Origin of the sequence: Pluralibacter sp., from assembly GCF_019237635.1 — a bacterium.
Taxonomy (GTDB): Bacteria; Pseudomonadota; Gammaproteobacteria; order Enterobacterales; family Enterobacteriaceae; genus Enterobacter_B.
Map to the genome: position 1 here is coordinate 20,161 of NZ_JAFAGS010000007.1, position 26,466 is coordinate 46,626.

A 26,466-nucleotide genomic window follows, 5' to 3' on the forward strand; every position below is an offset into this window, starting at 1 on the left:
TATAGAAACAAAAATAAATCCTTTAAAATCAATATGATAATCACTTAATAAAAAGAAAAGGAATTTTTTCATTCTTCAGAGAGTCAAATACACCCTCCGTTTTATCAAACCTTAAAATAAGCTTAAGACCCGCATATTAAGCACATCGTTTTATTGATACGCCGTTTAATTTCGCCTGCCTAAAATCCGCCTGACCTACCATGATGAGATAGCATTCATGAATACATTATTAATTACAGGCGTTACCGGGTTTCTCGGCGGAGCAGCGCTGGAAAAAATTCTTAACGACAACCAACCGGTCAATTTACTGTTGTTAGTGCGGGCAAGCGATCGCGCAAAGGGGCTTGAGCGTGTCAAAGACAACATGCGCAAGTTTAATATCCGTGATGAGAAGCTGAATACCCTGACCGAAGATGACATTCTTCTCGGCGATCTCGGCAATCCAGACGATTTTCTTGATGATGCGCGCCTGAACGAGGTGACCCATGTGCTCAACTGCGCCGCCGTCGCCTCTTTTGGCAACAACCCGCTAATCTGGAAAGTGAACGTGGAAGGTACGCTGGCGTTCGCGCGCCGTATGGCTCAGGTAACGGGATTACAGCGTTTTCTGCACGTCGGTACCGCGATGTCCTGCGCGCCTGAACCGGACTCTCTGGTTGCGGAGAGCGCGGAGTTCCGGGAAAACGCCGAGCACCTCGTCGAATATACCCACTCTAAATCCACCATTGAGCGACTGATGCGCGAGCAGTGCCCGCAGTTGCCGCTGCTGATTGCCCGCCCATCCATCGTCGTCGGCCACACGCGCCATGGCTGCCAGCCTTCCAGCAGCATCTTCTGGGTGTTCAGCATGGGGCTTATGCTGCAAAAGTTCATGTGTTCAATGGAAGACCGTATTGACGTTATCCCGGTGGATTACTGCGCCGATGCGCTGCTGATGCTGCTGGACAGCCAGGCCGGGAACGGCGAAGTGGTGCATATTTCCGCAGGTGAAGAGAACAGCGTGAAGTTTGCCGATATCGATCGCGGTATGGCGCTGGCGCTGGAAAAAGCGCCGGTTGGCGATAAGTACGCCCAGGTGAGCTACGAAACGCTGGTTAAAATGCGCCGCGAGCTGAAGGACATTTTCGGCCCCTGCAACGAGCGCCTGATGCTGAAAGCCATGCGCTTGTATGGCGCGTTCGCCACCCTTAACGTCCGCTTCAGCAACGATAAACTGCTGAGCATGGGAATGCGTAAACCGCCGCGCTTCACCGACTATATCGCCCGCTGCGTCCAGACCACCCGGGGGCTAACCATCCCTGAACAGATGGCGGTTGATTTCAAATAACCAAAAAAAATGCCAGCCGCGAGGCTGGCATTTTTGTCTCAGGCAGTGGATTACTGGCCTTTGATCTCTTTACGACCGTTGTACGGCGCTTTTTCACCCAGCGCTTCTTCGATACGAATCAGCTGGTTGTATTTAGCAACGCGGTCAGAACGGCTCATAGAACCGGTTTTGATCTGGCCTGCAGCGGTACCAACAGCGAGATCTGCGATGGTAGCGTCTTCAGTTTCGCCAGAACGGTGAGAGATAACGGCAGTGTAGCCAGCGTCTTTCGCCATCTTGATTGCAGCCAGAGTTTCGGTCAGAGAACCGATCTGGTTGAATTTGATCAGGATGGAGTTAGCGATGCCTTTCTCGATGCCTTCTTTCAGGATCTTGGTGTTGGTTACGAACAGATCGTCGCCAACCAGCTGGATTTTGTCGCCCAGTACTTTGGTCTGGTAAGCAAAACCGGCCCAGTCAGACTCGTCCAGACCGTCTTCGATAGAAACGATCGGGTACTGTTTGGTCAGGTCTTCCAGGAAGTGGGTGAACTCTTCAGAGGTGAACGCTTTGTTGCCTTCGCCAGCCAGAACGTATTTACCGTCTTTGTAGAATTCAGACGCTGCGCAGTCCATCGCCAGAGTGATGTCTTTGCCCAGTTCATAGCCTGCAGCTTTAACCGCTTCAGCGATAACAGCCAGCGCTTCTGCGTTGGAACCCAGGTTCGGCGCGTAGCCGCCTTCGTCGCCAACAGCGGTGTTCATGCCTTTGCCCTTCAGCACTTTAGCCAGGTGATGGAAAACTTCAGAACCCATACGGATGGCTTCTTTAACGCTTGAAGCGCCAACCGGCTGAATCATGAACTCCTGGATGTCGACGTTGTTGTCTGCGTGCTCACCGCCGTTGATGATGTTCATCATCGGAACCGGCATGGAGTATTTACCCGCAGTACCGTTCAGTTCAGCGATGTGCGCGTACAGCGGCAGGCCTTTGGACGCTGCTGCTGCTTTGGCGTTTGCCAGAGACACAGCCAGGATTGCGTTCGCACCGAAGTTAGATTTGTTTTCAGTACCGTCCAGGTCGATCATTACCTTATCGATGCCAGCCTGGTCTTTAGCGTCTTTGCCAAGGATAGCCTGAGCGATCGGGCCGTTAACCGCGCCAACAGCTTTGGTTACGCCTTTACCCAGGAAACGGGATTTGTCGCCATCGCGCAGTTCCAGCGCTTCGCGGGAACCAGTAGAAGCACCTGACGGAGCAGCTGCCATACCGACGAAACCACCTTCCAGGTGTACTTCGGCTTCAACAGTCGGGTTACCACGGGAGTCGATGATTTCACGACCGATGACTTTAACGATTTTGGACATTAGATTTTCCTCAGTACAAGTTAAACTAAAACTCCAGACAAACAACGCGTACCAAAGGTACGCGTTGCCGTTCTAACTTTTTTTACTTCGCCTGGCGCTTCTGGTACTCGCTGGCGGCTTTTACAAAGCCAGCAAACAGCGGGTGCCCATCACGCGGCGTAGAAGTAAACTCCGGATGGAACTGACAGGCGACGAACCACGGGTGGTTCGGCGCCTCGATGATCTCGACCAACTGATCATCCCCGGAACGGCCTGCAATGCGCAGGCCCGCAGCTTCAATTTGTTTCAACAGCAGGTTGTTCACTTCGTAGCGGTGACGGTGACGCTCGGTGATGGTTGGCGCGCCGTACATCTTGCGAACCAGGCTGTCATCGCTGAGCTGGCAAGCCTGCGCACCCAGACGCATCGTGCCGCCGAGGTCGCTCTTCTCAGTGCGAACTTCGACATTGCCGTTCTCGTCACGCCATTCGGTGATGAGCGCCACAACCGGGTACTTACAGTCTGGCACAAATTCCGTCGAGTTGGCGTTTTCCATTCCTACGACGTTACGCGCGAACTCAATCAGCGCAACCTGCATACCCAGGCAAATACCCAGATACGGAATATTGTTTTCACGCGCATAGCGTGCGGTGGCAATCTTACCTTCTACACCGCGGTAGCCGAAGCCGCCAGGGATAAGAATAGCATCCAGGCCTTTGAGGATCTCGACGCCACGTGTTTCAACATCTTGCGAATCGATCAGTTTGATGTTGACGGTCACGCGATTTTTCAGGCCACCGTGTTTCAGCGCTTCAATCACTGACTTATAGGCGTCCGGCAGCTCAATGTACTTGCCGACCATGCCGATAGTCACTTCGCCTGCCGGATTGGCTTCTTCGTAAATCACCTGCTCCCATTCTGACAGGTTTGCTTCCGGACAGTTCAAGCTGAATCGTTTACAAATATAATCGTCCAGGCCCTGGGATTTCAACAGGCCCGGGATTTTATAAATGGAATCGACGTCTTTCAGAGAAATAACAGCTTTTTCTGGAACGTTACAGAACAAAGCAATTTTGGCGCGTTCGTTCGCCGGTACGGCGCGATCGGAGCGGCAAATCAGGATATCCGGCTGGATACCGATAGAGAGCAGCTCTTTCACGGAGTGCTGAGTCGGTTTGGTTTTCACTTCACCGGCTGCGGCCATGTATGGCACCAGCGTCAGGTGCATAAACAGCGTATGCTCGCGGCCAACTTCAACCGCCATCTGACGAATCGCTTCAAGGAACGGCAGGGATTCGATATCACCGACGGTACCGCCGATTTCCACCAGCACCACGTCGTGGCCTTCGCCACCGGCAATCACGCGCTCTTTAATCGCATTAGTGATGTGCGGGATAACCTGAACGGTCGCGCCCAGATAGTCGCCACGGCGCTCTTTGCGCAGGACGTCTGAGTAGATACGACCCGTGGTGAAGTTGTTGCGGCGCGTCATCTTGGTACGGATGAAACGCTCGTAGTGACCCAGGTCCAGGTCGGTTTCAGCGCCGTCTTCAGTAACGAACACTTCCCCGTGTTGGATCGGGCTCATGGTCCCCGGATCGACGTTAATGTACGGATCCAGTTTCATGATGGTCACGTTGAGGCCACGGGCTTCAAGAATGGCTGCGAGGGAGGCGGCGGCAATGCCTTTACCCAGAGAGGAAACTACCCCGCCGGTCACAAAAATATAGTTCGTTGTCATGCTGAACCTGAGAAGTTAGGTTTAAAAGACGATGGAATAACCAGGACGGGAAAGCAGTATACCCGATCATGACAGACGCCACAAACTTTCATTATTCCTCCTCTTCATCCGGTTCATGCAAACGCAGGGAGTGAGAAAATAGCCCCTTTTGGGTAAATGTTTTTGACGTAAATCAAGCGCTTGTCATTTTAAAAATCACACAAATAGCGCTTGATCACGAAAACTCGTTAGAGATCAGTTTCCTGGCGTTTTACCTGTTGCCATACGCTTTCCATCGTTTCGAGGTCGACGCCGGTCATTTCCAGACCGCGTTCAGCCACAATCCGCTCGACTTCGCGAAAGCGTCGCTCAAATTTCAGGTTGGCTTTTTGCAGCGCCGTTTCCGCTTTAACCCCCAGATGGCGGGATAAATTCACGGTCGCAAACAGCAGATCGCCGACTTCCTCTTCGAGTTTAGCCTCATCAATCACCGCCTGCTGCGCCTCGTGCATCACCTCATCGATTTCTTCATGCACTTTATCCAACACCGGACCGAGCGATGTCCAGTCAAAACCTACCGCCGAGCAGCGGCGCTGAATTTTATGCGCGCGCATCAGCGAAGGCAGGCTGTGGGGGATATCGTCCAGCGCCGAATGCTGCGCTTTTTCCGCCCGCTCGGCGCTTTTGATAGCTTCCCAGCGCGCCAGCACTTCGCGGCTGTTTTCCGCTGTCGCATCGCCAAAAATATGCGGATGACGGCGCTCCAGCTTATCGCTGATGGCGCTACAGATATCGTTAAAATCAAAGCGCCCCGTTTCCTGGGCCATTTGGGCGTAAAACACCACCTGAAACAGCAGATCGCCCAGTTCGCCGCGCAGGTCGTCAAAATCCTCACGCGCAATGGCGTCGAGCACTTCATATGTCTCTTCCAGCGTATAGGGCGCGATGGTGGAGAACGTCTGCTCTTTGTCCCACGGACAGCCGTTTTCCGGGTCGCGCAGGCGTTTCATAATGCCGAGCAGGCGGTCGATTTGGTTCATAGTTATGTCCTGAAAAAAAAGAAAGCGCCGGGCGGCTGCGCCTTACCCGGCTTCAAAGGATGGCGACCTTAACTGCCGTGCAGACGGCGGGCGTCAATCACATCCGGCACCTGATTCAGCTTGCCGAGCACACGGCCCAGCACCTGCAGGTTGTAGATTTCAATGGTCATATCGATCGTGGCGAGCTGCTGTTTGGTGTCGCTGCGGCTGGCGACGCCCAGCACGTTCACCTTCTCATTGGCGAGAATGGTGGTGATGTCGCGCAGCAGGCCGCTGCGGTCATTCGCAACCACGCGCACCACCAGCGAATACCCGGCCGAATAGCTTTCGCCCCACACCGCTTCTACAAGACGTTCCGGCGCATGCGTGCGTAACTCCGCCAGTTGGTCGCAGTCGGCGCGATGCACGGAAATCCCGCGCCCCTGAGTGATGAAACCCACGATCTCATCGCCCGGGATCGGCTGGCAGCAACGCGCAATGTGGTGCATCAGATTACCGACGCCTTCGACCACCACCCGGCCATCATCCTTCTTCCGGCTTGGCGGGCTGTAGGTTTTCTGTTGCAGCTGTTTGAGCGCCGCGGCATCCTGCTCCGCCGCGCTCGGCTTGTTGAACTGCGCCTGCAGGAAATTCACCATCTGGTGCAGACGAATATCACCGCCGCCGATGGCCGCCAGCAGTTCATCCAGCTCGTTGAAGTTGTAGCGCGGTAGCAGAATCTTCTCCGCTTCCTTCAGGTTGATGCCTAATTGCGCCAGCTCATCGTCGAGGATCTGCCGTCCGGCGAGAATGTTTTTATCCCGATCCTGCTTGCGGAACCAGGCGTGAATTTTCGAACGTCCCCGGCTGGTTGTCACATAACCCAGGTTAGGATTCAGCCAGTCACGGCTCGGGTTAGGCTGTTTCTGGGTGATGATTTCAATCTGATCGCCCATTTGCAGCTGGTAGGTGAACGGCACGATGCGTCCGCCGATTTTCGCCCCGATGCAGCGGTGCCCCACGTCGCTGTGGATGTGGTAGGCAAAATCAAGCGGCGTAGAACCGGCAGGCAAGTCCACAACGTCGCCTTTCGGGGTAAAGACGTAGACCCGGTCATCAAACACCTGGCTGCGCACTTCGTCGAGCATTTCGCCGGAATCCGCCATCTCTTCCTGCCAGGCGATGAGCTTACGCAACCAGGCGATACGGTCTTCATGGCCGCGGCCACCGCCGGAACCTGCGCCCTCTTTGTATTTCCAGTGCGCAGCGACGCCCAGCTCGGCGTCTTCGTGCATCTGTTTGGTGCGAATCTGGATTTCGACGGTTTTACCACCCGGGCCCAGCACGACGGTGTGAATCGACTGATAGCCGTTCGGCTTCGGGTTCGCGACATAATCGTCAAACTCATCCGGCAGGTGGCGATAGTGAGTGTGCACTATCCCCAGCGCGGCGTAGCAGTCCTGCAATCGTTCAGCCACGATGCGCACCGCGCGCACGTCGAACAGCTCGTCAAAGGCGAGGTGTTTTTTCTGCATCTTGCGCCAGATGCTGTAGATATGTTTCGGGCGACCATACACCTCCGCCTTCACACCCTCTTCTTTCATCGCGCCGCGCAGATGCCCGACAAACTCGTCGATATAGTGCTCGCGATCGATACGGCGTTCATGCAGCAGCTTCGCAATGCGCTTATATTCCGCTGGGTGCAGGTAGCGGAAGCAATAATCCTCCTGCTCCCACTTCAGTTGGCCGATGCCAAGACGGTTCGCCAACGGCGCATAGATGTTGGTGCACTCTTTCGCCGCCAGCACGCGCTCGTCTTCCGGCGCATCTTTCACCTCGCGCAGGTGGGCGACACGCTCGGCAAGCTTAATCACCACGCAGCGGAAATCATCCACCATCGCCAGCAGCATGCGCCGAACGTTGTCCACCTGCTCGGCGGACACGGAGTCGATATGCGTCGCTTTCAGCTGGCGAATCGCCGCCATATCCCGCACGCCGTGAATGAGAGTGACCACTGACTTACCGATAAACTCCGTCAGCGCCTCTTCACTGACCACGCCGCTGTCGACCAGCGGGAACAGCATCGCCGCCCGCAGCGTGTCGATATCCATGTTCAGCATGGAGAGGATTTCGACCATTTCCACACCACGCCACAGCAGCAGGTCGGCGTCGGGATGGTCCAGCGTCTGTTCCCGACAATAGGTCCAGGTCTCGGCTAAGCGTTCACATGACTGCTGGCTGGCAATACCCAGGCTTGCGATCCACTTTTGCGGATCAAATTCTCCAGCTTTATTTAGATGTGCACTTCTTACCGCAACCATTGTCCTCTCCTTTTGGGACCGGGCCTGTCGGACTCGACAAGCCTTGATTCATTATTTGTGCTCAAACAGCACTATTGATTCCAGATGCCCAGTGTGGGGGAACATATCGAGCATTGCCAGACGCTGAATTTGGTACCCCGCCGCCAGCAGCACCTCGCTATCACGCGCAAGCGTCGCCGGGTTACAGGATACATAGACCACCCGCCGGGGCGCTAATTTTACAACATGCTGCATGACGCCTGGCGCCCCCGCCCGCGCAGGGTCGAGTAAAATCTTGTCAAAGCCGTTTTTCGCCCAGGCCTGACGCGTGACATCTTCTTCCAGGTTTTCATGAAAAAATGTCACATTGTGCAACCCATTACTCACTGCGTTTTGCTGTGCCTTCTCCACCAGCGAGGGTACGCCCTCCACACCGACGACGCTTGCGGCGCGCCTGGCGAGTGGTAGCGTAAAGTTGCCCATTCCGCAGAACAGGTCAAGCACGCGGTCATCAGGTTTTACATCAAGCCAGTCAAGCGCCGTCGCGACCATCTTCTGGTTTACGCCGTCGTTCACCTGAATAAAATCCCGTGGACTGAACGTTAAGCGTAGCCCGTCTGCGCTATACCAGGGCGCGTCCGCGCTCACACACTCGACGATTTCACTTTGCGGCGCCAGATACAACGCAAGCTGGTGAGAATGCGAAAACTGTTCCAGTTTTTCCCGATCTTCCGCCGGTAGAGCCGCCGTATGCCGCAGCACCATCAGCGGGCCGTTATCCGCCAGCACCAGTTCAACATGGCCCAGATGCTGTTGCGATTTAAGCCCCGACAGGCACGCGCGAACGGCGGGCAATAATGCCTCAAGAGCGGGCGCCAAAACGGGGCATTGCACGATTTCGATGATATCGGCGGCGTTAGCCTTGCGAAAACCCATCTGCAGTTGTTGGGTCTTCGGCTGATAACTCAAGCTCAGGCGCGCCCGACGCCGGTAGCCCCAGGGTTCTGCGGCAATCACCTCATCGACATCATGCTTCATCAGTCGCGCCAGCGCGGCCTGCTTGCTGCGTTGCTGAAGCGCGACGCTGGCATGCTGCTGCTGGCAACCGCCGCAGACCCCAAAGTGCGGGCATCGCGGCGCAACGCGCTCCGGGCTGTCATTAAGACGACGCTTCACTTGCCCGCGAGCGTACTGTTTTTTATCTTCCGTTATCTGGATTTCCGCGCTTTCGCCTGGGAGTAATCCATTGATAAACAGTGCCTTTCCTTCATGACGCGCAACGCCCTGACCGAAGGAATCGAGGTCATTGACCGTCACGGTTATGATCTGACGCGTCGTCACGCGCCGTTTTGCAGAGTAGAATTGCGCCATCGTAGAGATTTTTCTCAAACAAACATATTAACCCTGATTCTCCCATAACGGACCTCCATGACCAACTACAGCCTGCGTGCGCGTATGATGATCCTGATTCTGGCCCCGACCGTCCTTATCGGTTTGCTGCTCAGCATCTTCTTCGTCGTGCATCGCTACAACGACCTGCAGCGTCAACTGGAAGACGCCGGCGCCAGCATTATTGAACCACTCGCGGTCTCCAGTGAATATGGCATGAATCTGCAAAACCGTGAGTCAATCGGCCAGCTGATTAGCGTTTTGCATCGCCGTCATTCGGACATCGTTCGCGCCATTTCGGTTTACGATGAGCACAACCGCCTGTTTGTGACCTCAAACTACCAGCTCGATCCCGGCGAGTTACAGCTGCCCAAAGGCGCGCCGCTGCCCCGCCGACTGAGCGTTAGCCGCAGCGGCGACATCATGATCCTCCGCACGCCGATCATCTCGGAAAGCTATTCACCTGATGAATCGCCGATGTCGGAAGCGAAAACGCCGGTCAATATGCTGGGCTATGTGGCGCTGGAGCTTGATCTCAAATCGGTTCGCCTGCAGCAGTACAAAGAGATTTTTATCTCAAGCGTGATGATGCTGTTCTGTATCGGCATTGCGCTGGTCTTCGGCTGGCGCCTGATGCGCGATGTCACCGGGCCGATACGCAACATGGTGAACACCGTTGACCGCATTCGTCGCGGCCAACTGGACAGCCGGGTGGAAGGTTTTATGCTCGGCGAGCTCGACATGCTGAAAAACGGCATCAACTCGATGGCGATGTCGCTTGCCGCCTACCATGAAGAGATGCAGCACAACGTCGATCAGGCCACCTCGGATCTGCGCGAAACGCTGGAGCAGATGGAGATCCAGAACGTGGAGCTGGACCTGGCGAAAAAGCGCGCCCAGGAGGCGGCGCGCATTAAATCGGAGTTTTTGGCCAATATGTCCCACGAGCTGCGTACGCCGCTCAACGGCGTGATCGGCTTTACCCGTCTGACGCTGAAAACCGACCTGAACCCGACCCAGCGCGATCACCTGAACACTATCGAGCGCTCCGCCAACAACCTGCTGGCTATCATTAACGACGTGCTGGACTTCTCTAAGCTGGAGGCCGGTAAGCTTATTCTCGAAAGCATCCCCTTCCCGCTGCGTAATTCGCTGGATGAAGTGGTCACGCTGCTGGCGCATTCCGCGCACGATAAAGGGCTTGAGCTGACGCTGAACATCAAAAACGACGTCCCGGATAACGTGATTGGCGACCCGCTGCGTCTGCAGCAGGTCATCACGAATCTGGTCGGCAACGCGATTAAATTCACCGAAAGCGGCAACATCGATATTCTGGTGGAGAAACGCGCCCTCAGTAATAACAAGGTGCAGGTCGAGGTACAGATTCGCGATACCGGCATCGGTATTCCGGAAAGCGATCAGTCGCGGCTGTTCCAGGCCTTCCGCCAGGCCGACGCCAGCATTTCCCGCCGCCACGGCGGCACCGGTCTGGGGCTGGTTATTACCCAAAAACTGGTTAAGGAGATGGGGGGCGATATCTCTTTCCACAGCCAGCCTAACCGCGGCTCCACATTCTGGTTCCACATTAATCTCGACCTGAATCCTAATGTCATCAGCGAAGGGCCAGCGACCGATTGCCTGACGGGTAAACGCCTTGCCTACGTCGAGGCCAACGCGACGGCCGCCCAGGCGACGCTCGATCTGCTGGCGACCACCCCGCTGGACGTGGTCTATAGCCCAACCTTCTCCGCTCTGCCGGACGATCATTACGACATCCTGCTGATTGCAATCCCGGTGTCGATGCGCGATCTGCAGCTGCACAAAGAGAAGCTTGAGCAGGCCTGTTCGATGACCGACTACCTGCTGCTGGCGCTGCCGTGCCACGCCCAGGTCGATGCCGAAGATCTCAAGCAAAACGGCGCCGCGGCCTGTCTGCTGAAACCATTGACCTCAACCCGCCTGCTGCCGGCGCTGACGGATTATTGTACCCTCCGCCAGCTGGAGCCGACGACGCGGGTTGAGAATAACAAACTGCCGATGACCGTGATGGCGGTGGATGACAACCCGGCGAACCTGAAGCTTATCGGCGTGTTGCTGGAAGACCAGGTACAGCATGTTGAGCTGTGCGACAGCGGTCAACAGGCGCTGAACCGCGCCAGGCAGATGCAATTTGACCTGATCCTGATGGATATCCAGATGCCGGAAATGGACGGCATTCGCGCCTGTGAGCTGATTCATCAACTGCCCCACCAACAGAAAACGCCGGTGATTGCCGTAACGGCCCATGCCATGGCCGGACAGCGCGAGAAGCTGCTGAGCGCCGGGATGAACGACTATCTGGCCAAGCCTATCGAAGAGAACAAGCTACGCAGCCTGCTGTTGCGCTACAGGCCAGGGCTTAACGTACTGCAGCCGGAAAGCATCGACCCCGTACCGTCAGTCAACCTCAATGCGACCCTCGACTGGCAGCTGGCGATGCGCCAGGCGGCCAATAAGCCCGATCTGGCGCGGGAAATGCTGCAAATGCTGATAGCCTTCCTGCCGGAAGTGCGCAACAAAGTGGAAGAACAGCTGGTCGGTGAAGAACCGGAAAACCTTGTCGACGCCATTCACAAACTGCACGGCAGTTGCGGCTACAGCGGTGTGCCGCGGCTGAAAAATCTGTGCAAGCTGATTGAAGGGCAGCTGCGCGGCGGCACAGCGCCGGAAGCGCTGGAGCCGGAATTTCTTGAGCTGCTGGATGAGATGGATAACGTGGTGCGGGAAGCGCGCAGGATTATCGGCTAACAGCACCCTCTCCGGTGAAGGAGAGGGGGAAAACTAGCTTAACAGCGTCGCCCAGTGCTCGACCCAGGGGTTGGAGACCGTTTCCGGCTCCGGGTCTTCGCTGGCGTCAATCATCAGCATGTCGCCGATGCGCTGCGCGCCCTGCTCCTGCAACAGCGCGTCAAAGCGTTTGCCACCGCCGCAGAAATTCGCATAGGTGCTGTCGCCGAGCGCAATAATGCCGTAGCGCAGATGCGGCTGATACATATCCTGAATGCCCTGAAACAGCGGAACAATGCTGTCCGGCAAGTCGCCCTGCCCGGTGGTGGACGTGATCACCAGCGCGTATTTGCCCTGGTAAGATTCCCAGTCGCCCACTTCAGGGTCCTCAAAGACTTTCACCTTGTGGCCCTGCGCTTCAAGCAGGGTTTGCGCCTCTTCCGCCACCAGCAGCGCGTTTCCGTACATGGTACCGACAAAAATGCCTACGTCTGCCATCTGTTATCTCCCTGAATTAACCGTTTATCTGGTCATCCTGACCGTTGTGCGGCGTAAACTCAACCCTCTCATTATCAGGGAGAAGACCGCGCCAGCCGAAATGTGACAGCGCCTGCATCCAGACCTCGTCAAGACCGGCGCGAAGGGTCAACGGCTCACCGGTAAAAGGGTGGGTCAGGCGGAGCTCGCTGGCGTGCAGCATCAGGCGGTCGCAGCCGAAATGTTCCGCCGCGCTACGGTTCTGGCGCAAATCGCCGTGCTTACTGTCGCCGATGATCGGGTGGCGCAGGTGTTTGAGGTGACGACGCAACTGGTGCTTACGCCCGGTTTTCGGGTCGAGTTCAACCAGCCCGTAGCGGGTCGTTGGATAACGCCCGGTGGCGACGGGCATTTCAACGGTCGCCAGCCCGCGATAGTGCGTCACCGCAGGCTGCGGGCCTTTATCGTCGCGAGAGAATTTATCGGCAATTTTATCCAGTTCTTCCACCAGCGGGTAGTCAAGCACGCCCTCTTCGCTCAGCCAACCGCGCACGATAGCGTGGTAGCGTTTGTGAATCTGGTGCTGCTCGAACTGCTGCGCCAGCAAGCGTCCGGCCTCACTGGAAAGACCCATCAACAGCACGCCGGAGGTCGGCCGGTCAAGGCGATGGGCGGTAAAAACGTGCTGACCAATCTGGTCGCGCACGGTCTGCATCACCACCACTTTTTCATCGCGGTCGAGCCAACTACGGTGCACCAGCCAGCCGGACGGTTTGTTGACGGCAACCAGCCATTGATCCTGATAAACAATCTCCAGCATCAGACGTTATCTTCCGTAAACAGGGCATCGAGCTGCTGGAGCTCCGGCAAAAGGGTATCGCGAAACGGGTGAGTCGCCTCAAGCGCCATTTCGTAATACGGCGCCACTGCGAAGGTTTGCGGCAGCGGCAGCCCGGCATCAATCATCTGGCGCATACGCGGGATCAACACCCATTGCAGCCACTGTAACGGCTCCAGCGTGTCCATGCAAAACGGCTGGGTGCTGGCAAAGGCGCTGTCGTCCGGCATGCTCTCCTGCCAGTGATGGTGTTCGCGCATCAGCGCTTCAAGGGCAATAAGGCGAGCGCGAACGCTATCGTGAAGGGTCATGGAAACCTCGAGGCAAACAAAACTGCGGCGCAGGATATCATGGGCAACGAGGAAACAAAAAAGGGGAGCACTGAGTTAACAGTGCTCCCCGGTTCGTTTCGCAGCAGTCCAGCTACTTTTAGTGCTCCCTGCTCATCCTTGACAACTTTTCCTGTGGTCTCCTGACCCGTTCATCCGTAAACAGTTGCATCCTGCTCACACCACCCCGATGCGATTGCGCTTATCCGTAAGCGTGTCCCGATCTTCCTGATCCACCGAGCATCCTGACCGGCTCTCGTTCTCCTTCCTGGAGGTGTCCTTTTAACGCATCCTGCGTCATCCTTTCGCTATCATCCTGATAGCCTTTCCCTGAAGCACCGTCCTGGTGAATCCTTGTGAAGCGTCATCATCCTGATGTTCACTTCGTTGTGCGACTCCCTGTCGACGTGCATAGAATCTCTTATTCCGCCTCGTCTTACAAGCTACCTACAGAAAAACCCAAAGGGTTATTTTCATATGAAAGTCACAAAAAGACAGAGCAACACGCTGATTTATAACGATTATAGTGGAGGTGCTGTCAACGGTGTCTCACTAACAACCAGGCGATCTCTCACAGCGCGTGTAAGAGATCTCTCACAAACACACCAGGCATATGGATTACAGAAAGGGCTCAAGCTGATTAAGAAAACTCGCAAGGGAGTCAGAGAGTGTTGTGCGTTTGCGCGTGCCAAGGGTTTCGAGAACCACCTCCCCTGTCAGATTGCAGACGGAGATGACGTCAAGTTCGCTGTCCAGCGTGGCGATAAAGAGTGTCGGCGACAGCTTAAGGCGTTTCTGCGTCACCAGATGACCAATCAGATTTTCCTGCACTCGCTGGAAATCATCCGGGCTCCAGGCCTGCAGCAGCGTCAGCCGTTGCTCGCCAAACTGCGCATGCATATCACCCGCAAACTGAGTGGTATAATAAGAATGAAGCGGCTGTTGTACCACAATATCCATCGCCCGTTCAACCGCGTTTACATTTTGCGCCAGCGTAAACGGCTGCGGCCGCCAGGTGACCGCGTCATCCTCGCTCGCAACGATACACGGGGACGGAATGCCGCTCAGCTCTTCGCTGCGCGGCCAGCTGCCATAACGTTGTTGCCAGGCTTCGCAGTAACGTTGGGTAAATGCCTGTAAGGCGTCTGCAGTTTGATGGTTCACCAGTTTCTCTCTTCCCATTAGCCAGGATACACTAACCGGAAAGTTTACTTCATGACGGTGAAACATGTCTTCTTATGAAAACCATCAGGCGCTCTCCGGCCTGACGCTGGGGAAAGCCACAGACTACCGCGATACCTACGACGCCAGCCTGCTGCAGGGCGTTCCCCGTAGCCTCAACCGCGACCCGTTGGGGCTTCATGCGGATAATCTGCCCTTTCACGGTGGTGATATCTGGACGCTCTACGAGCTTTCCTGGCTTAACGCCAACGGGCTGCCGCAGGTGGCGGTCGGTCACGTTGAGCTGAGCGACACCAGCATCAACCTGGTAGAGTCAAAAAGCTTCAAACTCTACCTCAACAGTTTCAACCAGACGCGTTTCGCCGACTGGGAAACGGTTCGCGCGACGCTGCAGCGCGACCTCAGCGCCTGCGCGCAGGGCGAGGTCACCGTCGCGCTGTATCGTCTTGACGAACTGGAAGGCCAGCCTGTCGCCCACTTCCACGGCAGCTGCATCGACTCTCAGGATATCGAGATTGATAACTACCAGTTCAGCGCCGACTATCTGCAGGATGCCGCCAGCGGTAAAGTGGTTGAGGAGACGCTGGTCAGTCACCTGTTGAAATCCAACTGCCTGATTACCCACCAGCCGGACTGGGGCTCCGTGCAGATTCAATACCGCGGACCGAAGATCGACCGCGAGAAACTGCTGCGCTATCTGGTCTCTTTTCGCCATCACAACGAATTCCACGAGCAGTGCGTGGAGCGCATTTTCAACGACATCCGGCGCTTTTGTCAGCCGGAGACGCTGAGCGTTTACGCACGCTATACCCGACGTGGCGGCCTTGATATCAACCCGTGGCGCACCAATACCGATTTTGTGCCCGCGACCGGGCGTCTCGTTCGTCAGTGAGTTAATTATTTTTTCACAATAAAGCGCAGAACTTGCTGCGCTTTATCTTGTGGAAAGCAATCAGGCAAGGCTATTGTAATCAGCAGGGAAGACGATACTCGTCCCGTAAGGAGTTCACTTGATTACACATATTAGCCCGCTTGGCTCAATGGATATGCTGTCGCAGCTGGAAGTTGATATGCTGAAAAGCAACGCCAGCAGCGACCTTTATCAGTTGTTCCGCAACTGTTCACTGGCAGTGCTTAACTCAGGGAGTCTCACCGACAACAGTAAAGAGCTGCTTTCCCGCTTTGAAAGTTTTGACATCAATGTCCTGCGCCGCGAACGGGGCGTCAAACTGGAGTTGATCAACCCGCCGGAAGAGGCTTTTGTCGACGGACGTATCATCCGCTCCCTGCAGGCGAACCTGTTCGCCGTCCTGCGCGATATTCTGTTTGTTTACGGCCAAATCCATAACAGCGTCCGCTTTCCGAATCTCGATCTGGAAAGTTCGACCCATATTACCAACCTGGTCTTCGCCATCCTACGTAACGCCCGCGCCCTGCACGTCGGGGAAGCGCCGAGCATGGTGGTCTGCTGGGGCGGCCACTCGATCAATGAAAACGAGTACCTGTATGCTCGCCGCGTGGGTAATCAGCTTGGCCTGCGTGAACTGAACATCTGCACCGGCTGCGGGCCGGGGGCAATGGAAGCGCCGATGAAAGGCGCCGCGGTCGGCCATGCGCAGCAGCGTTACAAAGAAGGCCGCTTTATCGGGATGACCGAGCCGTCGATTATCGCCGCCGAACCGCCTAACCCGCTGGTGAACGAACTCATCATCATGCCGGATATCGAAAAACGTCTGGAAGCGTTTGTCCGTATCGCTCACGGCATTATCATCTTCCCGGGCGGCGTGGGGACAGCGGAAGAACTGCTGTATCTGTTGGGGATTCTGATGAATCCGGTCAACAAAAACCAGGTACTGCCGCTTATTCTGACCGGCCCGAAAGAGAGCGCCGACTACTTCCGCGTACTGGACGATTTTATCGTGCATACGCTGGGAGAAAATGCGCGCCGTCACTATCGCATTATCATCGACGATCCCGCCGAAGTGGCCCGCCAGATGAAGAAAGCGATGCCGCTGGTCAAAGAAAACCGTCGTGATACCGGAGATGCCTATAGCTTCAACTGGTCAATCCGGATTGCGCCGGATCTGCAGATGCCGTTTGAGCCAACCCATGACAACATGGCGAACCTGAAGCTGTATCCGGATCAACCGGTAGAAGTGCTGGCCGCCGACCTGCGCCGCGCGTTTTCGGGCATTGTCGCTGGTAACGTGAAAGAAGTGGGTATTCGCGCCATCGAAGAACACGGTCCGTATAAAATTCACGGCGACCGCGAAATGATGCGTCGGATGGACGATCTGCTGCAGGGCTTTGTCGCCCAGCACCGCATGAAGCTTCCCGGCTCCGCCTACATTCCCTGCTACGAAATCTGCTCCTGACCCTCAGGGCGGCACGATAAGCCGCCCTTATCTTTTCCCACGAAATAAACGATTGCCTGCCCGGTAAAAGCGTTATTTATTCATTAAAGTTATGTTAGAACGCCAGAAACCGCCATTTCCATAACTTTTTTTAGCAAAAACCACGCTTTGAACACCACAAACTTCCCCTACAGTCACTGCCAATGATAGCCTTCACGCCCATTAATTTCCGCTAATGGTAAAATTCCAGTCTGATGGTCTAAAAATGCCCAGATTGAAAGTGTTTTATTGCATTTGGGATCGGGATCACTGATACATTGATAACTTAAATGTATCTTTCCGCCGCCAATAGATACGGGGAAAAATCATATAAAACACCCCGATTTAACGAATTTTATATTACCGTCAGCCATTTAATCGTTGGATTTGACTAAAAAACTGACAATTGCTTCCTCCAGGAGAAACACAGATGGAAACCACTCAAACCAGCACCATTGCTTCGGTAGAAACCCGAAGTTCATGGCGTAAAACCGATACCATGTGGATGCTGGGTCTTTACGGCACAGCAATTGGCGCGGGCGTGCTGTTCCTGCCCATCAACGCCGGTGTAGGCGGTATGATCCCGCTCATCATCATGGCGATCCTCGCTTTCCCAATGACCTTTTTCGCACACCGCGGCCTTACCCGTTTTGTGCTGTCCGGTAAAAACCCGGGCGAAGACATCACTGAAGTCGTAGAAGAACACTTCGGCACAGGCGCAGGTAAGCTGATTACTCTGCTCTACTTCTTCGCTATCTACCCGATTCTGCTGGTGTACAGCGTCGCTATCACTAACACCGTAGAAAGCTTCATGACGCACCAGCTGCAGATGACGCCGCCGCCGCGCGCCATTCTGTCGCTGCTCCTCATCATCGGTATGATGACCATCGTTCGTTTCGGCGAGCAGATGATCGTAAAAGCGATGAGCATCCTGGTATTCCCGTTCGTTGCCGCGCTGATGCTGCTGGCCTGCTACCTGATCCCGCAGTGGAACGGCGCTGCGCTGGAAACCCTGTCCCTGAGCGGCGCAGGCGCTACCGGTAACGGCCTGTGGATGACCCTGTGGCTGGCAATCCCGGTTATGGTGTTCTCCTTTAACCACTCGCCGATCATCTCCTCCTTCGCCGTGGCGAAACGTGAAGAGTACGGTGTAGACGCTGAGAAGAAGTGCTCTAAGATCCTGGCTTTCGCGCACATCATGATGGTTCTGACCGTGATGTTCTTCGTGTTCAGCTGCGTTCTGAGCCTGTCTCCGACGGACCTGGCGTCTGCTAAAGAGCAGAACATCTCCATCCTGTCTTATCTGGCTAACCACTTTAACGCACCGCTTATCGCCTGGATGGCGCCGATTATCGCAATTATCGCGATCACCAAGTCCTTCCTCGGCCACTACCTGGGCGCCCGTGAAGGTTTCAACGGCATGGTGATTAAATCCCTGCGTAGCCGCGGTAAGAGCATCGAAATTAGCCGTCTGAACAAACTGACCGCGCTGTTCATGCTGGTCACCACCTGGATTGTGGCGACCCTGAACCCAAGCATCCTCGGCATGATTGAGACGCTGGGCGGTCCGGTTATCGCGATGATTCTGTTCCTGATGCCGATGTACGCGATTCAGAAAATCCCTGCGATGCGCAAGTACAGCGGCCACATCAGTAACGTCTTCGTGGCCATCATGGGGCTTATCGCTATCTCCGCGATTTTCTACTCCCTGTACACCATGTTCTGATAATCTCCCGCGCCGCCTTCGGGCGGCGTTTTTCTTTTCAGCAATGACAGCAATGGATGCATCATGATCAGCGTATTCGATATTTTCAAAATCGGCATTGGTCCTTCCAGCTCCCACACTGTTGGGCCAATGAAAGCGGGCAAGCAATTCACGGACGACCTGATTGCACGCGGGATCCTGCATGACGTGACCCGCGTCGTCGTCGATGTTTACGGCTCGCTCTCTCTTACTGGTAAAGGGCACCACACTGATATCGCCATCATCATGGGCCTGGCGGGCAACCTGCCGGACACTGTCGATATCGATGCTATCCCAGGCTTTATCCAGGACGTCAACACCCATGGCCGCCTGCTGCTGGCAAACGGTCAGCATGAGGTCGAGTTTCCGGTTGATCAGTGCATGAACTTTCATGCCGACAACCTCTCTTTGCATGAAAACGGCATGCGCATCACCGCGCTCAGCGGCGATAAGGCCGTTTACAGCCAAACCTATTACTCTATCGGCGGCGGTTTTATCGTCGACGAAGCACACTTCGGTCAGACCAACAGCGCCCCGCTGGCGGTACCTTATCCGTACAAAAACGCGGCGGACCTGCAGCGCCACTGCCAGGAAACTGGCCTGTCGCTGTCTGGCCTGATGATGAAAAACGAGCTGGCGCTGCACAGCAAAGAAGAGCTTGAGCAGCACTTCGCCAACGTCTGGGAAGTGATGCGCAGCGGTATTGAACGCGGCATCACCACCGAAGGCGTGCTGCCGGGCAAACTGCGCGTACCGCGTCGCGCCGCTGCGCTGCGCCGTATGCTGGTCAGCAGCGACAAAACCACCACTGACCCGATGGCGGTCGTGGACTGGATCAACATGTTCGCCCTTGCCGTGAACGAAGAAAACGCTGCGGGCGGCCGCGTCGTTACCGCGCCGACCAACGGCGCCTGCGGTATCGTCCCGGCGGTGCTGGCGTACTACGATAAGTTTATCCGCGAAGTGAACGCCAACTCGCTGGCGCGCTTTATGCTGGTTGCCAGCGCCATCGGCTCTCTGTACAAGATGAACGCCTCCATTTCCGGCGCCGAAGTGGGCTGCCAGGGTGAAGTAGGCGTTGCCTGCTCGATGGCGGCGGCAGGTCTTGCCGAACTGCTCGGCGGTAGCCCGACACAGGTCTGCATCGCGGCGGAAATCGGTATGGAGCATAACCTGGGCTTAACCTGCGACCCGGTCGCCGGTCAGGTTCAGGTGCCGTGCATCGAACGTAATGCGATAGCGTCGGTGAAAGCAGTCAACGCCGCGCGTATGGCGCTGCGCCGCACCAGCGAGCCGCGCGTGTGCCTCGATAAAGTCATCGAGACTATGTACGAAACCGGTAAAGACATGAACGCCAAATACCGCGAAACGTCCCGCGGCGGTCTGGCGATGAAGATAGTCACCTGCGATTAAGCCACCAAAAGAAGCCTCGTTTTGCGAGGCTTCTTCCTGTTTGCCTCACCATTATTCGTTTCACAGCGCCGACAATGTTACCCTTTGCCTGTACGCCGGAAGGGAGATTATCTGTGGCTGTTCATTTGTTGATTGTCGACGCGTTAAACCTGATTCGCCGCATTCATGCGGTGCAGGGAACGCCTTGTAAGGACACCTGTCTGCACGCGCTGGAGCAGCTTATTCGCCATAGCCAGCCGACGCACGCCGTCGCGGTCTTCGACGACGAAGCGCGCAACAGCGGCTGGCGGCACCAGCGTCTGCCCGATTACAAAGCCGGACGCGCGCCAATGCCCGACGACCTGCATAACGAAATGCCCGCCATTCGCGCCGCCTTCGAGCAGCATGGCGTTCCCTGCTGGGGCGCGCAGGGCAATGAAGCGGACGATCTGGCCGCAACGCTTGCGGTGAAGGTGGCCAGCGCCGGACACCAGGCGACTATCGTCTCGACCGACAAAGGCTACTGCCAGTTGCTCTCGCCGACGATCCGTATCCGCGATTATTTCCAGAAACGCTGGCTGGACGCACCGTTTATCGCCAGCGAGTTCGGCGTCGCGCCGCAGCAGTTGCCGGACTACTGGGGCCTTGCGGGAATTAGCAGCTCCAAAGTCCCCGGAGTGGCCGGTATCGGCCCAAAAAGCGCGGCGCAGTTGCTGAACGAATTTCAGAGTCTTGAGGGTCTCTACGCGCACCTGGAAGATGTTCCGGAAAAATGGCGTAAAAAACTGGAGGCGCACCGGGAAATGGCATTTATCTGTCGCGACGTCGCGCGCCTGCAAACGGATCTCCAGCTCAATGGAAACCTGCAGCAATTGCGATTAGCGCGGCAATAATCCCCTCCCACGGGCGTGAGAGGGGCATGTAGAGAGAGGAACGGCTACCGCTCGTCGCGACGACCGCCCACGGCGGCCCACAGGCGGCGAACGTGCACCGTCACCTCTTCGCGGTCATGGTAGAGCTGGCGCGCCTGAATCTGCGCGTTGATACCATGCTCATCAAGCTGCGTCTGAATATACGCCAGGTTCTGAGACACCTCTTCATAGCGCTTTTTCATCGGCAGCTTGAGGTTAAAGATGGTCTCACGGCACCAGCCGTTAACCAGCCACTGCGCCATCAGCGCCGCCACTTTCGCCGGTTTCTCCACCATATCGCACACCATCCACGAGATGTTGTTGCGGGTTGGGCGGTAGCGGAAACCGTCTTCACGCAGCCAGGTCACTTGTCCGGTATCCATCAGGCTTTGCGCCATCGGGCCGTTATCTACCGAAGCGACCCACATGTTGCGTTTGACCAGCTGATAGGTCCAGCCTCCGGGGCAGGCGCCCAGGTCAACGGCGTACATGCCGTTTGCCAGGCGTTCGTCCCACTCATCGGCCGGAATAAAGACGTGGAACGCCTCTTCAAGCTTCAGGGTGGAACGGCTTGGCGCATCCGACGGGAACTTAAGGCGCGGGATACCCATATAGAACGGCGAGTTGTTATGCGACAGCGAATAGCCCGTATAACAACAGCCCGGCGCGATAAAGAACACATGCACGACCGGGCGCTTCGGCGTCTCATACGCCGCCAGCACTTTCGCCTCGCGCAGCGCGGCGCGCAGCGGTACAGTGAACTTGCGGCAGAACTTCATCAGCTCTTTGCTTTCGTTGGTGTCAGCCACCTCAACGCGCAGGTCGCCCCCTTTCTCCACCACGCCTTGCAGCATGCCGACAATCGGCGTGATGCGGTCTTCCGGCGGCAGATCCTGCAGCAGCTCGCTGGCAACAAACATCTGGCGGGCGAAAATCAGCGTGCTGAACGGCAGTTCACGAATTATCTTCTCTGCCTCACCCGGCTGGTAGCACTCAAAAATGACATAGCCCGAGTTATCTTTTACGCGGGCAAAGCCATACACGCCGAGGCGCGAGGCCTTGTCAGAAATCTCTGCGGCGCACTCTTTCTCGAAGCCTGGACGGCTGTAGAGGACAACCTTATTCATGCGCGACACCTTTACGCTTTAAACGAATTGCACCAATTAACATCAACACCCATCCCGCAAGGAAGCTTACTCCGCCGACAGGGGTAACAAACGCCCACAGGCGTAAATGCGACAGCGCCAGGCAGTACAGGCTGCCGCTGAAAAGCACGGTCCCCAGGGCAAGAAACACGCTGCTCCAGTAAAACCAGATACTGATGCGGCGCTGCATCGCAACCGCCAGGCCGAATATCGCCAGCGTGTGGAACGCCTGATACTCAAGACCGGTCTGGATCCAGCCCATTTCCACAACGCCCAATGACTTACTTAAAACATGCGCGCCGAAAGCACCCAGCGCAACAAAGATAAAACCGCTAATCGCGGCAAAAATCAGCATAAAACGACTAGTCATGTCATTGTCCTGAAGTCATTTATTGTTCGTAACGAAAGCGGAATTTTTCTTGTTCGCTGGCCGCTTTCGACAAGATCCACTGCCGAAAAGCGGCTATTTTACCCAGTTCTGCCTGACTGTCATGACAAACGAGGTAAAACGCATTTTTACTGACCAGAACATCATTAAACGGGCAGACTAAACGGCCTGCTTCAATTTCGGACTGCGCCATCACGTTGTTGGCCAGTGCGATACCTTGTCCGTGGATAGCCGCCTGCAGCACCATCGCGCTGTGGCTGAAAATCGGTCCCTGTTGAACATTAATATGATTTAGACCCAGCTGGCGCGTATATGTTTGCCAGTCCCGGCGGGAAGCGTCATGCAATAGCGTATGTTGCGCCAAATCCATCGGCGTTTTCAACGCCTTCTCGCCCGTTAACAGCAGCGGTGAACACACGGGCAATAAATACTCAGCGTAGAGTTTCTCCACCCGCAGGCCGGGCCAGTTGCCGCGGCCATAGAAGATAGCCACGTCAACGTCGTCCGCCAGTTTATCCTCCTGACGGTCTACGGCCTGGATCCTGACATCGATTCCCGGATAAGCTGAGTTAAAGCTTGCCAGTCGCGGCACCAGCCAGTGAATGGCGAAACTGGGCAATAAACTGACCGTTAGCGCCCCTTTAGCGCTGCGCGCCTGCAGTTTACGCGTTGCTTCCGTTAATTGCGAAAAGATCTCCTTAATATCCTGAAAATAGCTCTGCCCTTCCTCCGTCAGCAACAAGGAACGATTGCGGCGACGAAACAGCTTGAGCCCCAGGAAATCCTCGAGAGACTTGATTTGGTGGCTGACTGCGGCCTGGGTCACAAAAAGCTCTTCCGCGGCGCGGGTGAAGCTCAGATGACGGGCGGCTGCATCAAATACACGTAATGCATTCAGAGGTGGTAAACGCTTTGACATGGTGATTCTGACTCAGATGTTAACGCCATTTAACATATAGGCAACACCGTGTAACCTATTAGTTTTTTTTATCTGAGACATTATAATTTGTCCGTTGAGGTTCTACCAGCAAATACCTATAGTGGCGGCACTTCCTGAGCCGGAACGAAAAGCTTTTTTCGGAATGCGTGTTCTGATGGGCTTTTGGCTTACGGTTGTGATGTTGTGTTGTTGTGTTTGCAATTGGTCTGCCTTTCAGACCTCGGTAGCAAGACTACCCCCTTTTCACTTCCTGTACATTTACCCTGTCTGTCCATAGTGATTAATGTAGCACCGCAGATTGCGGTGCTTTTTTTTACCCTCGTTTTTAGCATCTGATGCGCTATCTCCTTCCCCCTGGAGACGTTGAGATCTTGCCCTGCCCGGAAATTTGCGCGACGATCCTGATATTGTGATGAGGAAAACCATGAACGCTTTCAATCCGGCGCAGTTTCGCGCCCAGTTTCCGGCGCTGGCCGATGCCGGTATTTACCTCGATAGCGCCGCCACCGCCCTGAAGCCCCAGGCGGTGATTGACGCCAGTCAGCAGTTTTACAGCCTGAGCGCCGGTAACGTTCACCGTAGCCAGTACGCCGCGGCGCAAAAACTCACCGCGCGCTACGAGGCCGCCCGCGACAAGGTCGCGGAGCTGCTCAATGCCCCTGACGGCAAAAATATCGTCTGGACGCGCGGCACAACGGAGGCCATCAACATGGTCGCCCAGTGCTACGCCCGCCCTCGCCTGCAGCCTGGCGATGAAATCATCGTAAGCCAGGCCGAGCACCACGCCAATCTGGTGCCCTGGCTGATGGTCGCCGAGCAAACCGGCGCCCGTGTCGTTCCGCTTCCACTGGGCGCCGACCGTCTGCCGGACGTTGAGCTGCTTTCCGGGTTAATTACCTCCCGCAGTCGTATTCTCGCCCTCGGCCAGATGTCGAACGTCACCGGCGGCTGCCCGGATCTCGCGCGCGCTATCACCCTCGCCCATGCGGCCGGGATGGTCGTGATGGTCGACGGCGCGCAGGGCGTCGTCCATTTCCCTGCCGATGTGCAGGCGCTGGATATCGACTTTTATGCGTTTTCCGGCCACAAACTGTATGGCCCGACCGGAATCGGCGCGCTGTACGGTAAAGCCGAACTGCTGGATGCCATGTTGCCATGGCTCGGCGGCGGCAAAATGATCACCGAGGTGACGTTTGACGGTTTTAAAACGCAGCCGGTGCCGTATCGCCTTGAAGCAGGTACGCCAAACGTGGCGGGGGTGATCGGCCTGTGCGCCGCGCTGGAATGGTTATCCGAAACGGATATCGTACAGGCAGAGACCTGGAGCCGGGGGCTGGCAACCCTGGCCGAAGAGGCGCTGGCAAAGCGTCCGGGCTTTCGCTCATTCCGCTGTCAGGACTCCAGTCTGCTGGCGTTTGATTTTGCTGGCGTCCACCACAGCGATATGGTCACGCTGTTGGCCGAATACGGCATCGCGTTACGGGCAGGTCAGCATTGCGCCCAGCCGCTGCTGTCAGCGCTTGGCGTCAGCGGAACGCTGCGCGCCTCATTCGCGCCTTATAATACTCAGGACGACGTCCATGCGCTGCTCGCTGCCGTCGATCGCGCGCTCGAACTTTTGGTGGATTAAATGACAAGCCCTGCTTTTGCCGGACACCCGTTCGGCGCAACCGTCACGCAGGAGATGCTGCGTGAGCGCTTTGGTCCACTGAGTATGTGGGAAGATAAGTATCGCCAGCTCATTCTGCTGGGCAAGCAGTTGCCCGCTCTTGAGGACACGCTGAAAGCGCAGGCGCAGGAAATCGCGGGCTGTGAAAACCGCGTCTGGCTGGGTCATACGCTGATGCCGGACGGCAGGCTGCATTTCTATGGCGAGAGCGAAGGACGCATCGTGCGAGGTTTGCTGGCGGTACTGCTGACCGCCGTTGAAGGGAAGCGCCCTCAGGAACTGCTGGCGGCAGACCCGCTGGCGCTCTTTGATGAACTGGGTCTGCGCGCGCAACTCAGCGCCTCACGCAACCAGGGGCTGACGGCGTTACGCGACGCCGTCATTCAGGCAGCGCGTCAGGCGGAGAGCTGACGCCCGGCTTTTGCCATCATCTTCTTCAGCGCGTGGGACACCGCCACAAACCCAAAGGTGGCGGTCACCATCGTTGCCGCGCCGAAACCGGAGGCGCAGTCCATCCGCTTCGGACCTTCCGCGGTGCTTTTCATCGCGCACACGGAGCCGTCCGCCTGTGGGTACACCAGCGCTTCCGTTGAGAACACGCAGTCCACGCCCAGCTTACCTTTTCCGTTTTTCACGACGCCAAAATCGCTTTTCAGCCGCTCGCGCAGCTTCGCCGCCAGCGGATCCTGAATGGTTTTCGCCAGGTCGGCGACCTGGATCTGCGTCGGATCGGTTTGCCCGCCCGCGCCGCCAGTGGTAACCAGCGGAATTTTGTAGCGGCGGCAGTACGAGATCAACGCCGCCTTCGGGCGCACGCTGTCGATAGCGTCAATCACGTAGCTGAACCCCGCGTTTAGATGCTGCGCGACGTTGTCTGGCGTCACGAAGTCATCCACCACCGTCACCCGGCACTCCGGATTAATCTGGCGGATACGTTCGGCCATCACTTCCGCCTTCGCCAGCCCGACGTTGCCGCCCAGGGCATGGATCTGCCGGTTGGTGTTGGTCACGCAGACGTCATCCATATCGATCAACGTAATGGCGCCGATACCGGTGCGCGCCAGCGCCTCCGCCGCCCAGGAACCGACGCCGCCGATACCGACGACGCACACATGCGACTGCGCAAACAGCTGTAGCGCTTTTTCACCGTACAAACGCGCCGTACCGCCAAAACGCTGGCGCCAGGCATCGCTAAGAACCACTGACATAAAA

22 protein-coding genes are annotated in these 26,466 nt (G+C 56.2%); 9 read left to right on the plus strand and 13 right to left on the minus strand.

The window, feature by feature from the left end:
• Positions 1-217: 217 nt before the first annotated feature.
• Positions 218-1,327 (plus strand): SDR family oxidoreductase, encoded by a 1,110-nt coding sequence (locus JO226_RS00800; protein ID WP_293478203.1) that lies wholly within the window; start codon positions 218-220, stop codon positions 1,325-1,327.
• A gap of 50 nt (positions 1,328-1,377) precedes the next feature.
• Here the strand turns inward: JO226_RS00800 and eno are convergent, their stop codons facing one another.
• The 5 genes from eno to rlmD all read right to left on the minus strand — a co-directional run bounded on the left by eno (position 1,378) and on the right by rlmD (position 9,062).
• The gene (gene eno / locus JO226_RS00805) at positions 1,378-2,673 is read right to left on the minus strand and encodes a phosphopyruvate hydratase (RefSeq protein WP_293478205.1); all 1,296 of its coding nucleotides are present in this window, start codon (positions 2,671-2,673) and stop codon (positions 1,378-1,380) included.
• 82 nt (positions 2,674-2,755) lie between these two features.
• On the minus strand, positions 2,756-4,393 hold the full coding sequence (pyrG, locus tag JO226_RS00810; RefSeq protein ID WP_293478207.1) for a glutamine hydrolyzing CTP synthase: 1,638 nt from the start codon (positions 4,391-4,393) through the stop codon (positions 2,756-2,758).
• A 227-nt stretch (positions 4,394-4,620) separates the two neighbouring features.
• A complete protein-coding gene (mazG, locus tag JO226_RS00815; protein ID WP_293478209.1) occupies positions 4,621-5,412 on the minus strand; it encodes a nucleoside triphosphate pyrophosphohydrolase in 792 nt (263 codons plus the stop codon).
• Positions 5,413-5,480: 68 nt separating this feature from the next.
• Complete coding sequence (relA, locus tag JO226_RS00820) at positions 5,481-7,712, minus strand: GTP diphosphokinase (RefSeq protein ID WP_293478211.1); 2,232 nt, start codon at positions 7,710-7,712, stop codon at positions 5,481-5,483.
• Positions 7,713-7,763: 51 nt separating this feature from the next.
• Positions 7,764-9,062, minus strand: a complete 1,299-nt coding sequence (gene rlmD / locus JO226_RS00825) for a 23S rRNA (uracil(1939)-C(5))-methyltransferase RlmD (RefSeq protein ID WP_293478213.1) — start codon at positions 9,060-9,062, stop codon at positions 7,764-7,766.
• 57 nt (positions 9,063-9,119) lie between these two features.
• Between rlmD and barA the strand changes: the two genes are divergently transcribed.
• Complete coding sequence (barA, locus tag JO226_RS00830; protein WP_293478215.1) at positions 9,120-11,867, plus strand: two-component sensor histidine kinase BarA; 2,748 nt, start codon at positions 9,120-9,122, stop codon at positions 11,865-11,867.
• Between the two features lie 33 nt (positions 11,868-11,900).
• Here the strand turns inward: barA and JO226_RS00835 are convergent, their stop codons facing one another.
• The 4 genes from JO226_RS00835 to syd all read right to left on the minus strand — a co-directional run bounded on the left by JO226_RS00835 (position 11,901) and on the right by syd (position 14,654).
• Positions 11,901-12,344 (minus strand): flavodoxin, encoded by a 444-nt coding sequence (locus JO226_RS00835; RefSeq protein WP_293478217.1) that lies wholly within the window; start codon positions 12,342-12,344, stop codon positions 11,901-11,903.
• Between the two features lie 16 nt (positions 12,345-12,360).
• Positions 12,361-13,143 carry a tRNA pseudouridine(65) synthase TruC gene (truC, locus tag JO226_RS00840; protein WP_293478219.1) on the minus strand — a complete coding sequence of 261 codons (783 nt, stop codon included), beginning with the start codon at positions 13,141-13,143 and terminating at the stop codon, positions 12,361-12,363.
• Entirely contained in the window at positions 13,143-13,472 is a 330-nt protein-coding gene (locus JO226_RS00845) for a YqcC family protein (RefSeq protein WP_293478221.1), read from the minus strand. Before JO226_RS00845 ends, truC begins: the two co-directional genes overlap by 1 nt.
• A 636-nt stretch (positions 13,473-14,108) precedes the next feature.
• Positions 14,109-14,654, minus strand: coding sequence for a SecY-interacting protein (syd, locus tag JO226_RS00850; protein ID WP_293478223.1), 546 nt, complete (start codon positions 14,652-14,654; stop codon positions 14,109-14,111).
• 64 nt (positions 14,655-14,718) lie between these two features.
• Here syd and queF point away from each other — a divergent pair, with 64 nt between their 5' ends.
• The 5 genes from queF (at position 14,719) to xni (ending at position 21,094) form a co-directional block, all read left to right on the plus strand.
• Entirely contained in the window at positions 14,719-15,564 is an 846-nt protein-coding gene (gene queF / locus JO226_RS00855) for an NADPH-dependent 7-cyano-7-deazaguanine reductase QueF (protein WP_293478225.1), read from the plus strand.
• Positions 15,565-15,682: 118 nt separating this feature from the next.
• Positions 15,683-17,047, plus strand: a complete 1,365-nt coding sequence (gene ppnN, locus JO226_RS00860; RefSeq protein WP_293478227.1) for a nucleotide 5'-monophosphate nucleosidase PpnN — start codon at positions 15,683-15,685, stop codon at positions 17,045-17,047.
• Positions 17,048-17,495: 448 nt separating this feature from the next.
• Entirely contained in the window at positions 17,496-18,791 is a 1,296-nt protein-coding gene (locus tag JO226_RS00865; RefSeq protein ID WP_293478229.1) for an HAAAP family serine/threonine permease, read from the plus strand.
• A gap of 63 nt (positions 18,792-18,854) precedes the next feature.
• Positions 18,855-20,222 (plus strand): L-serine ammonia-lyase, encoded by a 1,368-nt coding sequence (locus JO226_RS00870; protein ID WP_293478231.1) that lies wholly within the window; start codon positions 18,855-18,857, stop codon positions 20,220-20,222.
• Positions 20,223-20,335: 113 nt separating this feature from the next.
• Positions 20,336-21,094, plus strand: a complete 759-nt coding sequence (xni, locus tag JO226_RS00875; protein ID WP_293478233.1) for a flap endonuclease Xni — start codon at positions 20,336-20,338, stop codon at positions 21,092-21,094.
• Positions 21,095-21,138: 44 nt separating this feature from the next.
• Here xni and rlmM read toward each other — a convergent pair whose 3' ends face one another.
• The 3 genes from rlmM to gcvA are packed head-to-tail and all read right to left on the minus strand — an operon-like array spanning position 21,139 to position 23,564.
• On the minus strand, positions 21,139-22,239 hold the full coding sequence (gene rlmM, locus JO226_RS00880; RefSeq protein ID WP_293478235.1) for a 23S rRNA (cytidine(2498)-2'-O)-methyltransferase RlmM: 1,101 nt from the start codon (positions 22,237-22,239) through the stop codon (positions 21,139-21,141).
• A complete protein-coding gene (locus JO226_RS00885; RefSeq protein WP_013364943.1) occupies positions 22,232-22,627 on the minus strand; it encodes a DUF423 domain-containing protein in 396 nt (131 codons plus the stop codon). The genes rlmM and JO226_RS00885 overlap by 8 nt, the downstream gene beginning before the upstream one ends.
• 19 nt (positions 22,628-22,646) lie before the next feature.
• Positions 22,647-23,564, minus strand: coding sequence for a glycine cleavage system transcriptional regulator GcvA (gene gcvA / locus JO226_RS00890; protein ID WP_293478237.1), 918 nt, complete (start codon positions 23,562-23,564; stop codon positions 22,647-22,649).
• 445 nt (positions 23,565-24,009) lie between these two features.
• Between gcvA and csdA the strand changes: the two genes are divergently transcribed.
• Together csdA and csdE are read left to right on the plus strand one after the other, a co-directional pair.
• Complete coding sequence (csdA, locus tag JO226_RS00895) at positions 24,010-25,215, plus strand: cysteine desulfurase CsdA (RefSeq protein WP_293478239.1); 1,206 nt, start codon at positions 24,010-24,012, stop codon at positions 25,213-25,215.
• On the plus strand, positions 25,216-25,665 hold the full coding sequence (csdE, locus tag JO226_RS00900) for a cysteine desulfurase sulfur acceptor subunit CsdE (protein WP_293478241.1): 450 nt from the start codon (positions 25,216-25,218) through the stop codon (positions 25,663-25,665).
• Here the strand turns inward: csdE and tcdA are convergent.
• Complete coding sequence (tcdA, locus tag JO226_RS00905; RefSeq protein ID WP_293478243.1) at positions 25,650-26,462, minus strand: tRNA cyclic N6-threonylcarbamoyladenosine(37) synthase TcdA; 813 nt, start codon at positions 26,460-26,462, stop codon at positions 25,650-25,652. The two genes, csdE and tcdA, sit on opposite strands and share 16 nt — an antisense overlap.
• Between the last annotated feature and the right edge of the window lie 4 nt (positions 26,463-26,466).